Annotated in this window: 10 protein-coding genes; 5 read left to right on the top strand and 5 right to left on the bottom strand. The window is 44.3% G+C overall.

Translation table 11 applies throughout. From position 1 onward, the window contains the following. Positions 1 to 44: 44 nt before the first annotated feature. Positions 45 to 1148, bottom strand: a complete 1104-nt coding sequence (locus ACTJKG_RS06755; protein WP_440738730.1) for a mechanosensitive ion channel family protein — start codon at positions 1146 to 1148, stop codon at positions 45 to 47. A gap of 176 nt (positions 1149 to 1324) precedes the next feature. Between ACTJKG_RS06755 and ACTJKG_RS06750 the strand changes: the two genes are divergently transcribed. Next, positions 1325 to 1942: a TetR/AcrR family transcriptional regulator gene (locus ACTJKG_RS06750; RefSeq protein WP_440738729.1), complete on the top strand. Its 618-nt coding sequence runs from the start codon at positions 1325 to 1327 to the stop codon at positions 1940 to 1942. 328 nt (positions 1943 to 2270) lie between these two features. Here ACTJKG_RS06750 and glgX read toward each other — a convergent pair whose 3' ends face one another. After that, on the bottom strand, positions 2271 to 4421 hold the full coding sequence (gene glgX, locus ACTJKG_RS06745) for a glycogen debranching protein GlgX (RefSeq protein WP_172333100.1): 2151 nt from the start codon (positions 4419 to 4421) through the stop codon (positions 2271 to 2273). A 211-nt stretch (positions 4422 to 4632) separates the two neighbouring features. Between glgX and ACTJKG_RS06740 the strand changes: the two genes are divergently transcribed. Further along, a complete protein-coding gene (locus ACTJKG_RS06740; RefSeq protein WP_172333101.1) occupies positions 4633 to 4998 on the top strand; it encodes a response regulator transcription factor in 366 nt (121 codons plus the stop codon). 24 nt (positions 4999 to 5022) lie between these two features. On the opposite strand, the gene ACTJKG_RS06735 is transcribed toward ACTJKG_RS06740, so the two are convergent. After that, the gene (locus tag ACTJKG_RS06735) at positions 5023 to 6291 is read right to left on the bottom strand and encodes an FAD-dependent monooxygenase (RefSeq protein ID WP_440738728.1); all 1269 of its coding nucleotides are present in this window, start codon (positions 6289 to 6291) and stop codon (positions 5023 to 5025) included. Between the two features lie 165 nt (positions 6292 to 6456). Between ACTJKG_RS06735 and ACTJKG_RS06730 the strand changes: the two genes are divergently transcribed. The 3 genes from ACTJKG_RS06730 to ACTJKG_RS06720 all read left to right on the top strand — a co-directional run bounded on the left by ACTJKG_RS06730 (position 6457) and on the right by ACTJKG_RS06720 (position 9512). Then, on the top strand, positions 6457 to 7320 hold the full coding sequence (locus tag ACTJKG_RS06730) for a helix-turn-helix domain-containing protein (RefSeq protein ID WP_440738727.1): 864 nt from the start codon (positions 6457 to 6459) through the stop codon (positions 7318 to 7320). 68 nt (positions 7321 to 7388) lie between these two features. Further along, positions 7389 to 8039 carry an HD domain-containing protein gene (locus ACTJKG_RS06725; RefSeq protein WP_440738726.1) on the top strand — a complete coding sequence of 217 codons (651 nt, stop codon included), beginning with the start codon at positions 7389 to 7391 and terminating at the stop codon, positions 8037 to 8039. Positions 8040 to 8264: 225 nt separating this feature from the next. Continuing rightward, positions 8265 to 9512 (top strand): hypothetical protein, encoded by a 1248-nt coding sequence (locus tag ACTJKG_RS06720; protein ID WP_440738725.1) that lies wholly within the window; start codon positions 8265 to 8267, stop codon positions 9510 to 9512. Positions 9513 to 9897: 385 nt separating this feature from the next. On the opposite strand, the gene ACTJKG_RS06715 is transcribed toward ACTJKG_RS06720, so the two are convergent. After that, entirely contained in the window at positions 9898 to 11196 is a 1299-nt protein-coding gene (locus ACTJKG_RS06715; protein ID WP_440738724.1) for an NAD(P)/FAD-dependent oxidoreductase, read from the bottom strand. A gap of 413 nt (positions 11197 to 11609) precedes the next feature. Continuing rightward, positions 11610 to 13553, bottom strand: a complete 1944-nt coding sequence (locus tag ACTJKG_RS06710; RefSeq protein WP_440738723.1) for a twin-arginine translocation signal domain-containing protein — start codon at positions 13551 to 13553, stop codon at positions 11610 to 11612. Between the last annotated feature and the right edge of the window lie 111 nt (positions 13554 to 13664).

Below are 13664 nucleotides of genomic sequence, written 5' to 3'. Positions count from 1 at the left end.
ATAATGAGATAGCCTCTTTTTTGTTTAAAATAGTCGATTTAATTTTAATTTTTTAGCTGAACATATTTTTCAAGGTCGCCCAGGTCATTTCTGGTTTTGGGTAAGCTGCCCGGGTAATTCTGTTGAAGAAAGGTGATGAGATTTTCGCGGATGTAACAACGAAGATCAAACGCGTCTGACGATGTTCTTGAGCTCATCAATACCCTGATCTCGATAACGCGCTCCTTTACGTCGGTTACCTGTACTACTTTTACCCGCTTGTCCCACAAGGGTGTTTTTAAAATAAGGCGTTCAAATTCCTCTCTTATGGCGTTTACCGGCACGGTATGATCCATATATAAAAACACGGTGCCCAGTATATCGGCCGAGGTGCGTGTCCAATTTTGAAAGGGCTTTTGTATAAAGTAATTGATAGGCAGGATCAATCTGCGCTCATCCCATATTTTTAAAACAACGTAGGTAAGGGTAATTTCTTCAACCCGGCCCCATTCGCCCTCAACCACCAGCACATCATCAATGCGTATGGGCTGTGTAAACGCGATCTGAAATCCCGCCAGCAAATTGCCCAGCGAATTTTGGGCCGCGAAACCCACAATGATGCCGCCTATACCAACGCCGGTTAACAGTCCCGTGCCAATTTTGCGCATACTCTCAAAGCTGAGCAGGATAATAGCGATGGTTACAAAAACAATCACCACTACGATAAGCTTACGCATAAACTGTATTTGGGTGCGTATTTTTCGTTCTTTTAAATTGTCAGCCTTGTTCAGATCATAAGTGTGGTAAATATAATCTTCCAGTATCCTTACCGAACGAACCAGTATGCCGGCAAAGGAGATGGTCAACAAAATTTCAATAGTTTTATCGAGTGGGGTTACATAAACCTTATCCATTCGCATAAAGGGGATAAATAAATTAAGCAGAAATAGCGGGATGAAGTAGGTTATGGCGCTGCCCAGGTTAATGATCACAGATCTGAAAAACGAATAGGAGGTTTCTTTTTTGGCATATAGCCGGAAAAGACGGGTAACTATAAATTTTATAATGAGCCCTACTAAAATAGCTATTACAGCAATCCCAAGGTCCCATATTACAGCGGGAACGCGTTGTGACAACTCGAGCAAACCAGGTGGCAGTTTATTTTCCATATTGATAGCATATATGTTTATAAAATCTACTTTAAAAATAGTTGGAATGTAAAATTGTTTTCGCAATAGTCGGGGCAGCGTGTGTTGATAGTTATATTTATAGAATTTTTGATAGTTTTGTTAAAAAAGTCAGGAATGTTGATCTGGCTTAGGGTTTTATATAATTTATAGATCAAATGGCTGCAGTCAATGACCATCAGGATATAAAGCGGGAAAAAATTTTAGAAGCCTCTCATCAACGGTTTTTACATTATGGTTATTCAAAAACTACCATGAATGAAATTGCCGGAGACCTGTCTATGTCAAAGGCTTTGCTTTACTATTATTTTCCTGATAAAAGCCAGTTGTACATTGCAGTAATGCGTAAACTGGCCAATGATTATATCAAAAACCTGGAAGAGCATATTGATACTTTTGCTAACTTAAAAGACGCCTTTGTTTTTCAGATCAATACCAACCACGATTTTATTGTAAGCAACTACAATTTCTTTGATTTTTTCAGGCTGAATGAACAAAACCTTCCGGATACCATTTGGGAGATTGTGGAGCAGGTGCACCTGGCCGAATTGAATTTATTAAGCAGAGCCATAAAAACCGAAATAGAACGGGGAGCCATCAAACCCGTTGAAAACCCGGAAGAAATTATCGATCTGCTATTAGATGCTTTGCATGGTATTAAAGTGAGCGCTGTATCGCAAAAGAAAATAAACTTCCCTCGTAAAGAGCATCTGGACGAAATTCATACCAAAAGATTATTGCTGATAGATATTTTTATAAAAGGATTGATGTATTAGTCATCCTTAACTAATGAAGCTGATTTACTGTCAGTTATTAGTCAAAATACAAGCAAGTGATCAATCACAAATTTTATTATAGATAACTTTGTTTTGTACAAATAACCAGTGGCATTTAATGAATGCCCGGATTATTGAAAGAAACTTCCTATTTAATAAGAGGTGATTGTTTTAGAGTGATTTAGCAGAATGGAGCATATCCATTCTGCTTTTTATGTTTAAAGGGCTTAAATAAATTTTCCATTGCCTGTGTCCTCACAGGCAATTTCCTTTTCTCTTGTCCATACTCGTTGTCTGTCAGGACACAGACAACGAGTGTCCAAATAAGCTACTGCTGCTTTGTGCCCATATCATGAACAAGCTGGTGTTGAAGCAATACAACAGAACGGCCGTCTATCTGGATAGTATCTTCAGCTTTAAATGTTCTGATAGATCCGTTGTCATCCGGGTTGGCTGTATCGATCAGAAGTTCCCAGTCCAAAGCGTATTCTGCATACGGCAGTTTATAGTTCAGCGGTTCATCATGGGCGTTAAAAATAATGTAAAAGCTATCATCAACCACTTTATCACCTTCGGCGTTAACACTGTGCAAGCCCAGGCCATTTAAAAATACGGCTACTGATTTGGCAAAATCATGACTCCAGTTATCATCGTTCATTTCAGATCCATCGGGCAAAAACCAGGCTATATCGGCAATACCGTTACCTATAACCGGTTGCCCGTTGAACCAGTTTTTACGCGAAAAAGCAGCGTGCTCTTTTCGTAACTTAATGAGTTTACAGGTAAAAGCATATAATTCCTTATCCATGTTTTGCCAGTTTATCCATGAAATTTCATTGTCCTGGCAATAAGCGTTATTGTTTCCTTGCTGTGTTCTGCCTATTTCGTCACCGGCAACAATCATGGGCACGCCCTGCGAAAGAAAAAGTGTTATTAAAAAGTTCCTTTTTTGTTTGGCACGCAGATTATTAACAGCCTCGTCATCCGTTGGGCCTTCTGCTCCGCAATTCCATGACCGGTTATGGCTTTCCCCATCCTTATTGTCTTCACCGTTTGCCTCATTGTGTTTTTCGTTGTAGGATACCAGGTCGGTTAGGGTAAAACCATCATGAGCGGTAATGAAATTGATACTGGCGGTAGGTCTTCGGTATGATTTATACAGATCTGAACTGCCGGTGATACGGTTGGCAAATTCGGCCAGGGTACTTTCGGCACCGCTCCAGTAATCGCGGATACAATCGCGGTATTTACCGTTCCACTCGGCCCAGCCGGCTGGGAATTTACCAACCTGGTAACCGCCTTCGCCCAGATCCCAGGGTTCAGCTATCAACTTAACACGTGATATGGTAGGGTCCTGGTGAATGATATCAAAAAACGCGCTCAAGCGGTTCACTTCGTGCAGCTCGCGGGCCAGTGTAGCCGCCAGATCAAAACGGAAGCCATCAACATGCATTTCTTCTATCCAGTAACGAAGGCTATCCATCATTAACCGCAGTGCATTGGGTAAATTGGCATTCAGGGTATTGCCTGTGCCGGTGTAGTCCATGTAATATCGTTTGTCGTCGTCAACCAAACGATAGTAAGATACATTATCAATACCCCTGAAGGATAAAGTTGGACCCAGGTGACTGCCCTCGCCGGTATGATTGTATACCACATCCAGAATAACTTCGATACCTGCCTTATGCAATTCCTTCACCATGTTTTTAAATTCCTTCACCTGCTCGCCAAGTACACTACAGGATGCGTAGCGTGCATCGGGAGCAAAGAAACCTATGGTATTATAACCCCAGTAATTGCTAAGGCCTTCATTAACCAAATGCCTGTCGGATAGAAAATCATGTACCGGCATCAATTCAATGGCGGTGATACCCAGATCTTTTAAATAGGTAATAGCTGCCGGGTGGGCGATAGCAGCGTAGGTTCCCCTGATGTTTTCAGGTATCTCCGGATGCAATTTGGTAAACCCTTTTACATGAGCTTCATAGATGATCGATTTGTAATAGGGTATATTGGGGCTTTTATCCTCTTCCCAGTCAAAATTATGATCAATAACAACTGACTTGGGTATAAAAGCCGCGCTGTTTGTTTTGCTGAAGCTGAGATCTGCCTCCGGGTTGCCTACTTCGTATCCAAACAGGGAGTCGTTCCAGTCAATTGTGCCTGCAATGGCTTTGGCATAAGGATCAACCAATAACTTGTTGGGATTAAAACGATGGCCATTCTCAGGCTCATAAGGGCCATAAACCCTGAAGCCATATAGCTGCCCGGGTTTTAAACCTGGTATATAAATATGCCATATCAATTCAGAATACTCGGTAAACGGTATCTGTGCCGATTCAACTTCATCGTGGATAGTGTTAAATAAACAAAGATCAACCCCGGTAGCATTTTCAGAATAAAGTGTAAAATTAACCCCTTCACCATCCCAGGTAGCGCCAAGTGGGAATGGTTGTCCGGGATATGTTGTTATCTTCATTTGGTGTTCAGATAAATTATGTTCTTAGTGTCGGTACAAACTCACTAATTGAAATTAAAGAAAATTGTTTTATACGCAACCCTATTTATGGTATTAAACATGGCAATGTAAAAACAGCGTCAAAACGATTGCTTTATTTTTAAATAACTTAATTAGTAATTGATTGTTAATACTGTGCTATGTAAATTTGTTTATCTACACCAGTAAACCTATGAATAAGAAAATATTTATTGTGGAGGACGACGCCGATCTGTCTGAAGCCATACAGCTAATCCTGCGCGAAGAAGGGTATGATACCGCTGCTTCGCTGGATAAAAATTCAATAAAGGGCGTAATACTGCACATGCCCGATCTGGTATTGGTTGATAACAGGTTGAAAGATGGCTTTGGCAGTGAGCTATGTATATCTATCAAAAATCATCCCTTAACCAGCCATATCCCAGTAGTATTAATGTCGGGATGGGCAAATTTGGAAGATACCGCCCGTGATTGCGGAGCCGATGCTTATTTAAGCAAGCCTTTTGAAATGAACCAGCTGCTTGAGGCTGTAGATAAGCACCTGAGGCACCTGGTTTAATTATAAATTAAGAAAGATCAAGGATTAAAACAGATCACTATTTATTGTCTGCAGCTTGTAATGATCGTAGTTTTTAAGCTCTATGGCGTTGGCGGCTTCATCAACGGTGCGTTGCATCTCTTTCAGAAAACTTCTTAACAGCTTTTCTTTTCCGGGTAGCTTAAGCATCACGCGCAGCATGGCAGTTTGCAGCCAGAGCTGTTTTTTTGATTTAGGCACCATATCCTTTAAAACGGTTACCCCCAGCCTTTGATTAGCTTTCACAAACCACCGCATCTGGCTCTCGTAATTGGCAAATGCTATTTGATGATTGCCAAATGCAGCGGCCAATTCTCCAGCCAGCACATAGGCACCAACCATGGCCAAACTGCTTCCCTGACCGGAGGCAGGAGAGGGACAATAGCCTGCATCGCCCAGCAATACTACACGACCGTTGGAAAGGTTTTCGGTTTTTACCTGGCTTATGGCGTCAAAATAAAAATCGGGTGTATCATGAATAGCTTCCAGGATTGTTGAAACTACGGGTCCTTCATGTTTAAAATGATTTATTACCATTTGTTTCTGTCGGGCTATATCGCGATGATCATAATCAACAGCCGGCGCGGCAAACATCAGCATCACTTTAGCTTCCCGGTTTTTGCCTGTGCTGTATATATTGATGATCTTATCAACCGCCGGGTAGTTGAGCTCCCAATGGTCGAGGTTGTGATCGTTCGGGACGCTGAAAACAGATATAAAATATCCCAGGTGATCAATGGATGTTTTTTCCTGTTCAAATGCCAGTCCGCGTACATTTGAGCGTAAGCCATCGGCTGCTACAACCAGGTCAAAATCACGCTGTTCGCCATGTTTAAAAGTGACGGTTACACCATTATCGGTTTGGGTTAAAGCTGTTATAGAATTATCAAAAATATATTCTGTTTGATCCTTTGTTTCGGCGTAGAGTATACCGGCGAGCTCGCCCCGCATAATCTCCACATCGGTATCCTGCCGCATGCCAAATATATTGGGGTCGTTCAGGTCGGCATATCGTTTACCTTCGGCATTGATCATGGATGAGCCACGCATGGCGGTATTCAATTCCCTTACCTGGTTCAATATGCCCATACGCTCAGTTACATCAGTTGCTACCCCGCGAAGGTCGATGCGGTAACCACCTTTACGCAGTTCCGGGGCTTTTTCAACAACGGTAACATTAAACCCGTATCGGTTTAGCCACCAGGCCAGGGCCGGGCCGGCAATGCTTGCGCCTGAGATCAGAATATTCCTGTTGTATATGTCGTTGCGTATCATTGGTCGTTCAGATAACAGGTCAAATATGGAGTGGCAGCGAAGTTTTTTTTAATGGATTTCGGTCAAATACCCTAAATTGTCGGTGAATGCGGGAGAAAGTAAATTGAAATTATTGAAACAGGGATGACGGTATAGTCGCCACGGTTTTATAGGTTTGTTATCACAATGGAGAAGCATGACGTTTCATGGATGCAGGTTGACAGGGAACTAAAGGATTCCTTCGCCATTAATTATCTGCATGCTCATGTTTTTGAAGCGCAAACCGTTTGCAGGATTAATTACCATCGCATTTTTATCATTCAGGCAGGTAGCGGCGCTATCCAGATAGATGACGGCAACTACCAAATTTCGGGTAACGAACTGTTTTTATTAGCGAAAGGTCAGCTATACACTTTTGAGGATGAGAGCCGGATAACCGGCTATGAGCTTTCCTTTGGCGATTGTTTTTGGGAAAAAGCACCCGGCAGTGCCAGCAATTGCAAGGCGGTATTGTTTAATAATGCCGTTGACAATCAGCAATTACCATTGAACAATGCCGATCAATCTGAGCTCAATAATCTTTTTCAAACGCTTCACCAGGAATATATAAAAGATGATTACCCCAATAAGCTGGATGCTATGGCCGCCTATTTAAAGATCATCATGATCAAGATAGCCAACGTGAACGCCTTGCTTGCCCGCGGATACGACAGTTACGAAAACCAGGTTTACCGGCAATACCTGGAGTTGGTGAGCAGCCAGTACCAAACCACGCATGAGGTGGCCGATTTTGCGCGTCAGCTGGGGATCCCGGCCCGTAAACTATCTGATCTGTGCCGTCGGTGCAGCGGTAAGGGAGCCAAGGATATTATCAACGGACAAATCATCGCCGAAGCTAAACGCTCCCTGCAATTCTCCTCCAAACCGGTTAAGGAGATAGCCTATCACCTTAACTTTTCTACACCCGATCAGTTCAGTCACTTTTTTAAGAAAAATACCCTGATATCACCTAATGATTACCGTGGTCGCTTTGTAAATATTGGCATGTGATTGGCCGTTTTTAACATTTACCGGGTATGCCGCCACAGCTAATTTTGCTGATATAAAATCAACAAAATATGTCTGTAAATAAAGTAAAAACCATTGCCGGGATCACCATCCCCGATAGCACTATCGCCACCCAGGCCACCGAACTTTTATTGGAGCACGGTACCGAATTTATCTATAATCACTCTTTAAGGGTTTTTCTTTTTTCATCGCTGAACGGCAAACGCAACAATTTAAAATATGATGCCGAATTGCTATACGTGAGCTCGGTATTTCACGACCTTGGTTTAACCAAACACTACAGCAGCCCCGACCTGCGCTTTGAAGTCGACGGTGCCAATGCCGCCCGTGATTTTCTGAAAAGCCACGGACTGCCAAAAGAATCATTACAGCTGGTTTGGGATACCATAGCCCTGCACACTACCATTGGTATCGCCGAGCACAAAGAACCCGAAGTTGCCCTGATGTATTCTGGAGTGGGCCTTGATGTAATTGGTGAGGGGTATGAAAACCTGAGCGCCGAAAATAGGAAGGAGATCATCCACGTGTTTCCTCGGAATGATTTTAAGAAAAACATTATCCCAACTTTCTTTAGTGGTTTTGAGCATAAAACAGAAACCACATTTGGCAATATCAAAGCCGATGTATGTGCCTACATGATCCCGAATTTTCACCGCAAAAACTTCTGCGATTGTATTTTGCACTCGCCATGGAGTGAATAAGGGAGGTAAACCCAACTGTCATTTCGAACGAGGTACGAGGAGAAATCTTTTGCGCCGGACTAATCGCGCGCATAAGATTTTTCACTCCGTTCAAGAGATAGTATTTCACTTCGTTCGAAATGACATTTTTCTTCCCACCATTAATGATATTTTAATAAAATATTTATCCAGGACAATAGGTTTGTGGCATACCCCGCTTCGCAAACCTGTTTAAAAACCTGGATAATGAATCTACCTGTATCAATTCTAAAAAGAGTTTATGGCTGCGCTATGGCAGTCGCGCTGTTGTTTATCTGTATTTTTAGTAAAGCCTCGCCATTGCCCGATCGTGGCGATTATCAATTCGACAAAAAAATATCGCGCAAGGTATTGGAGAATTATCTCGACCGTTCCATTACCATGCAAAGCCTGCTGGTTGGCCAGGGTAGTTTTGACGACAACCTGCGTATGATCAAAAATATAGGTGCCAAGTTCATTGGCCGGGCCGTTTGCCAATGGGGGCAGGAAGATGAGATCACCCAGAATTTGATCAAAGAAAAGGAACTGGCTGCAAGGGTGCATACGGCCGATGCCGACATTGTTTTGCAAGCCTGCATCTTCGAGATCGTAACGCCTAAAGTGGAGCAACTGCCTATACCTGCCTGGGCATTTGAAGCTTTAGGGATGCCCGTACAAAAACGGAATTTTAATTATGCGGATATGCTGTACCCCGATGGCAAATTTAAAAATCAATGGGGCAGGGGTTCCGTACCAGATGTAAGCCGTGCCGAAACCAAACTATTCTTCTATTTCCTGGCCAAATCATATATCGACGCGGGTATCGAAGGCATCCATTTTGGGCAAGTAGAGCTCATGAATAAAAATGATCCTAACCTGGATAACTACGCCCAGATACTCACCCTCATCCGGGAGTATGCCGGTAAACATGCCCGCAGGCATATGATCATTTGCGATTCGCACGTACCCGGCGGGGGCTTTGTGCGGAATGGTAAACTATTGATGGATGTTCACGCCTTTCCACTCCGTATTATGGAAACCCCGGGCAAGCCCGAGGAAGCAACACTACAGGTTGGCCATACCGATGCCCTTTACCTGCGCAGCAAAGGCGGTATTACACCCAGCGGCTGGACTTGTGAGCATCTGCCATACCTGGTGGAATTTGATAACTACGGTGTAAGTAAAAAGCCCGGGCAGGAAAACGCGGGCGACATCCCTTTTTGGGTTTGGGGCTATGATGAGATCAGCTGGTTCGCTCATCAGAATAAAGCCTACCGCACGCAATGGCTGCATTACGCGTATGATTGGTTAAAGAAAACAGATCCGAATGGCCACCTCGAAATGCCGGGCGGCAGGCAAACTACATCTCCCCTGGATAAAAAGCGCTGGTACTATGCCAATAATCCCGGCAATGCCGTACCCGATGGTCATGGAGATGAGGATACTATTCGGGATATATGGGGAAAGGGGAAATAGGATAAACAGGGTGGTGTCATGCTGGTTTCTATGATAAAAACAAAAGGTTTTAATTAAGAAAGCCATTTTTAATTCCCTCCCCACGGGAGGGGTGTGTTGGGCAGGTGTATTGGCAGGGAGGGGTTTCTACGCGCGATAATTTGTCTAATCCATAAACCCCTTCCTCCCCTTCCCGAGGGAAGGAATCGCACAGGGCTTTGGCTTCTTGGCTGGATGTTATGCTAAGCACCGTCGAAGCATGGTGGGCGGGCCTCTACGCTCTACCCTTCGACGGTGCTCAGGGTGACACCCCTTTTTTCAAATGCTACGCAAAAACAAAACGGCCTGATAAGTTTTGCCTACCCGACCGTTTGCCTGCCCCGGTTTGAAGATTATCCTGAATGCCTTATGACCTGAAGATCATCCTTAATGATTGATCTTTTGACACATATGCAGTACCCCAGTTATACAGGGTTTTTAATTTATTACGATAGTTTACCAGCGATATCAGGTGAACAAACAACCACATAAACAAGGCCATGATACCGCCGATGTGCAGCTTGTTCTTAAACAGGTCAACAACCGCCTTGTTCCTGCCAATGATAGCCATATCGCCTTTATCAAAGTAGTTGAAAGCGCTTAGCGGCTTACCCTTTAGCATGGCTATAAAGTTTTTGGCCAGGTTACGGCCCTGTTGTATGGCTACCTGCGCCAGTTGCGGGTGACCTTTAGGATAACGCTCGTCTGTTATCTGAACGCTGGCATCGCCAATAGCGTATACATTCTCCAGGCCAATTACCTGGTTATATTCATTGGTGATCATCCTGCGGCCAATACCCAGACTGGTTTCCGGTATACCTTCAAAAGTATTGGCGGTAATACCGGCCGCCCAGATCAATGTTCCGGCCTCAATAGTTTCCCCGGTTGACAGCGTGACCTCATGTTGATCATAATCCTTAACCTGTGTGTTCAATTTTACTTTTACACCCAGTTCAGAGAGTACCTTGTAGGCTTCCTGGTGTGTTTTTTCGCTCATGGGGCCCAGCAGGTTTTTGCCGCCATCAACAATATAGATACCGCCCGGGGTGCCTTTCAGCTCCGGATAGTCTTTCAGGAAAATATTCTTTTTCATTTCGGCCAGCATACCGGCAATCTCTACCCCGGTAGGGCCGCCGCCGGCAACCACAATAGTTAACAGTTTTTTCCGCTCGGCCATGTCTTTAGTCATGGCTGCCTGTTCCATGGTTTGCAGCAGGGCATTACGCATGTGCAGGGCATCATCAATAGTTTTCATGGGGATGGCATTCTTTTGAACATTTTCCATCCCAAAAAAGTTTATCCTGGCACCTGATGCAAACACCAGGTAATCATAGGTAAGTTCTTCGTTGGTTAAGTGTACGGTTTGTGATGAAGGATCGATCTTTACTACTTCGGCCATGCGGTAACTGATCCGTTTATTGCGGAACATTTTACGAAATGGGTAACTGATATCTGATGGATCCAAAAAGCTGGTAGCCACCTGGTAAAGCAGTGGAGGGAAGTAGTTATAATTGTTTTTATCAAGCAAAATAACCTGGTAGTTTCTGTTTTTGGCTACTTGTTCAGCAAGGTTTATCCCGGCAAATCCACCTCCAACAATAACAATCTTTTTAACAGCGTTTTGGACACCGTCCGTAGCTGCTGGTGTAGTTTTAGGAGTGCTCATTTTATCAATTATTTTGATAGTGTATTTTATACACAAATATACCTCTATTTTGTCTGTTGTATTCGTTTTTGAGCGGTTATTTAAGGCTGATATGAAAGTGTTTACAATAGGATGATTAAGTGTGTATTTTTTACACTAAGAACGGGTGTTTTAAGATTGAAGATGCTCCGCTTAAACGAGCGGTTACGGGGCGTTTTGAGTGTAGGTACTTGTCATATAAAGCCTCCGCGCGTCATTGCGAGGTACGAAGCGAGAGCCTCACCCAAACCCTCTCCATCCCGATAGCTATCGGGAGAGAGGGCTTTAAAACTCTTTTTTTGAAGTCTCCCCTTTGGGGGAGATCCGATAGCTATCGGATTAGAGGGGGCTTTTGCTTCGTACTTCGCAGCAATGACGCTTGGAGAAGAGTTTCATTACACCACCTCAATCACAATAGTCGCTTCATTCTGATCAATACTCAGGGGGATGGCCTCCAGGCCCGGTACAAAGTTAAATACCCTGCCTTTACTGGTAGTAGGCATCGCTGTAAACTTAGCGCTTGATGCTATTTGTAAGGTGGTTTTATTCTTGTTTACACGTAGCAGTGTTTCTTCGAACACAAACTTCTCTGTTGATCTGGAAACTACCGGCAGGATGATCCTGGTTTGCCCGTCGTAACCGCTTTTTTCGATGTTGTATCTGATGATGACCCGTTCGCCTGTAAACTGGTAAGTTACCTGGCAGTTCACTTCGCCTGCCGGTGGGTTTTGCTGGTTTTTGTCTACCAGTTTTGACCGGGTTTTGATCACCTCCTGCCCGCTGATGTCTCCGCGCTCTATCAGGGCTCCCAGGTCGTTGATGTTTGTAAATACAGTATCACCTAACCGGAGTTCTATACGTGGCGTTAGCGGCATGGATAGCGGGTCGGTATCGGGCTGCATGTTATCGGCCTCCAGCAATTGATACTGGTTCATGCTGCCGGCAAATATAGGACCTGTTTTTGGGTGCCAGAGCATGGTAAGGGCACCGCCGGTAGCATGCCCGTCGCTGGTTTCCTTATATTGCCTGTCGTACCCGGTAATGGTCGCCCTGAACTTTCCTTTGGCCACCAGCCAGGTCTGTATATCGCTAAAAGGCCGGATGCCATAAGCCTCTTCACGGGGTAGTTGGATACTATCGACATTTACTTTCGCCGGTTGGTGCTCATGATCTAATATGGTAGTCAAAGCTTTGATATGGCAAAAAGTATGGTGTACACAAACAGGTACCTGGTGCGATACGTAATGCGGGCCGCCATACAGTAAATTATCTTTGGTACACGCTTGCAGTAATTGCGTATTCCGGAGGGCTACTTTATAAAACCTCGGATCGCGCCCGGCCATCAGCGTGTATGCCGCCTGGCAGCCATCGCTGGTGCGGCTGCCCCAGTAGGTCCATTTATAATTGCGTGTGCCCCAGTAGGTCCATTTATAATTGCGTGTGCCCCAGCTGTTATCCCAGCCGCCATCGGGCAGCATAAATTCCATATGCGTGCGCAGGCTACGGGTCACGGCGTCTAATACCTCTTCGTCCTTTGTCAATAAGCCATAAAGCACCAATGAAGGCAATGATTCTTCTACATTATAACCCAGGTCGACAGAAAAACATCCCTTCGGACTTGCCTTGTCGTTTGGATGGCCCTCGCCATAAATAAAACCGTCCTTACGTGTAATGTATTTTAAAGCGGCGTGTGCAAACTCCCGGCCTTTGTCTTTATACTTGGGTATATCCAGCATGGTGCCTATCAGCGATAGCGCGTATGAGGCAGTAACGGGGTAGTTAATATTACCATACTCCATCGAAAAATTGCTGTAAACATAGTCGGCCGCTTTTTGTAAGCGATCGGTTAGTTCGGTTTTAAAACTATTATCCATGATGGAGCCATGGTTTTTCAGTGTTTCGGCCAATGCTATAGACGAAAATACGGTAGTACCCTTCCAGGAGCCCTTTACCGGCTCATTGAGCCAGGATCCATCGGGCTGGCTAACCCGCGTTTTCATCCAGTTATAAAGTAATGCGGCGGCATCAGTGTATTTGGAATCGCCGGTTTTTTGAGCCAGGTGATAGAAGGGGTAAATAGCGTCGCTACCACGGCCATGCACTGTCTTGTTGGCCGGGCAATATAAACCACCGTAGTTATCGGTATTTGATTTATCCAGAACCTGCAGCGCCAGTAAACCTTTGGCCCATTGCCGCATCAGCTGATCACTCAGGGCGTACAGATCATCAGCAACAGGCGGAATGGTTAAGGCAAAAGCATTGGCCAATGGTGCCGCGCCGATAAGGCCAGCCGTTCCGATAGCGGTGGTTTTGATAAAACTTCTTCTGGATAATGTCATGGTTATAACAGGTATGGATCACAAATGTAATTGATAGATGATTATCGATCGAAAAAATCAACTACAACGATGTAATAGCCATTTTTACCATGTTTGGGCGGTTCCTTATCT

Origin of the sequence: Mucilaginibacter sp. 22184 (assembly GCF_052045695.1) — a bacterium.
Classification (GTDB): domain Bacteria; phylum Bacteroidota; class Bacteroidia; order Sphingobacteriales; family Sphingobacteriaceae; genus Mucilaginibacter.
The sequence above is the reverse complement of the archived record's forward strand: the minus strand, read 5'-3'. Positions and strand labels throughout refer to the sequence as shown.

Coding starts and splice junctions, on each gene's coding strand:
- ACTJKG_RS06755 (WP_440738730.1), bottom strand. CDS start 1,148: ATGGAAAATAAACTGCCACCTGGTTTGCTCGAGTTGTCACAACGCGTT.
- ACTJKG_RS06750 (WP_440738729.1), top strand. CDS start 1,325: ATGGCTGCAGTCAATGACCATCAGGATATAAAGCGGGAAAAAATTTTA.
- glgX (WP_172333100.1), bottom strand. CDS start 4,421: ATGAAGATAACAACATATCCCGGACAACCATTCCCACTTGGCGCTACC.
- ACTJKG_RS06740 (WP_172333101.1), top strand. CDS start 4,633: ATGAATAAGAAAATATTTATTGTGGAGGACGACGCCGATCTGTCTGAA.
- ACTJKG_RS06735 (WP_440738728.1), bottom strand. CDS start 6,291: ATGATACGCAACGACATATACAACAGGAATATTCTGATCTCAGGCGCA.
- ACTJKG_RS06730 (WP_440738727.1), top strand. CDS start 6,457: ATGGAGAAGCATGACGTTTCATGGATGCAGGTTGACAGGGAACTAAAG.
- ACTJKG_RS06725 (WP_440738726.1), top strand. CDS start 7,389: ATGTCTGTAAATAAAGTAAAAACCATTGCCGGGATCACCATCCCCGAT.
- ACTJKG_RS06720 (WP_440738725.1), top strand. CDS start 8,265: ATGAATCTACCTGTATCAATTCTAAAAAGAGTTTATGGCTGCGCTATG.
- ACTJKG_RS06715 (WP_440738724.1), bottom strand. CDS start 11,196: ATGAGCACTCCTAAAACTACACCAGCAGCTACGGACGGTGTCCAAAAC.
- ACTJKG_RS06710 (WP_440738723.1), bottom strand. CDS start 13,553: ATGACATTATCCAGAAGAAGTTTTATCAAAACCACCGCTATCGGAACG.